The 1,083-nt window shown below is 64.8% G+C and carries 1 protein-coding gene and 1 pseudogene; both read right to left on the reverse strand.

The features are described from left to right. The coding region (locus tag FHP06_RS15805; RefSeq protein WP_147687877.1) for a helix-turn-helix domain-containing protein at positions 1 to 764 on the reverse strand (764 nt) is incomplete at its 3' end. A gap of 68 nt (positions 765 to 832) precedes the next feature. Beyond that, positions 833 to 1,083, reverse strand: a pseudogene (locus FHP06_RS15810) (integrase core domain-containing protein); the annotation flags it as partial.

Raw genomic sequence — 1,083 nt, forward strand, 5'->3', positions numbered from 1 at the left:
TCTCCGAGCGCTTCGGCGAAGACGTGAGATCGGTAGCAGGCGCCGTTGTCGGTCATGACAGCTTTGACCTCGATCCCGGCCTCGGCGAAGAAGCCACGGGCTCGTTTCCAGAACTCTGCAGCGGTCTCCTTGCGTTCATCGCCGAGGATCTCGGAGTAAGCCAGTCGGGAGTGATCGTCGACGGCATGGTGATGGAAGGCGTAACCGCGTGAGGGTGAAGCGCCCCGCCGTGCCGCCTTGTCGCGGGCTGAGCCAGCTCGCAGATCTTGAGCCGAGCCGCGGCCGAAGGCCTTCCAGCCACCGCCAGCGGGGATCCGGCCCTGCTTCTTGATATCGACATGCACCAGATCACCGGGCGCCGCAGCCTCATAGCGAACCGCCTTGCGTTTGCGGACCGGCAAACCGGTCGCTTGGTCGATGTGGGCCAGCAGCGGCATCCGATAGCGGACCAGCACCCGTCCGACAGTCGATCGAGGAACGCCCAGATGGTAGGCGATGCGGTGCGGCCCCCAGCGCCGGCAGTAACGCAGCTTGATGATCCGCCGTTCCAGTCGCTGTGAGCACCGAGTCGGCGTCCGAGCCGGCCGAGATGACCGGTCCGACATGGGCTCGCCCGCTCGGTATCGAGCAGCCCAACGAGCAGCTGTCGTCGGCGAGACCTGGAACCGCTCAGCAGCACGCCGAGCGCTCCAACCCTGCTCAACGATCAGAACGGCAAGTCGACGACGTCCCTCAGGCATCATCGGAGCATTAACGTGAGTCACGAGGACCTCCGGCGGAGTTGGTTGTGGTAACCCCTCCAATACCGGAGGTCCTCGTCTCACGTCACTGCGCGAGCTTCGTCTGAGAGGTAGACCTCGGCGTAGGCCCACTCCTCGGCGAGGGTGCGGTTGAACCGCTCGACCTTGCCGTTGGTCTGGGGTCGATAGGGGCGGGTCCGGATGTGTCTGGTGCCGTCTCCGAGCGCTTCGGCGAAGACGTGAGATCGGTAGCAGGCGCCGTTGTCGGTCATGACAGCTTTGACCTCGATCCCGGCCTCGGCGAAGAAGCCACGGGCTCGTTTCCAGAACTCTGCAGCGGTCT

The organism is Aeromicrobium terrae (assembly GCF_008039565.1).
GTDB lineage: Bacteria > Actinomycetota > Actinomycetes > Propionibacteriales > Nocardioidaceae > Aeromicrobium > Aeromicrobium terrae.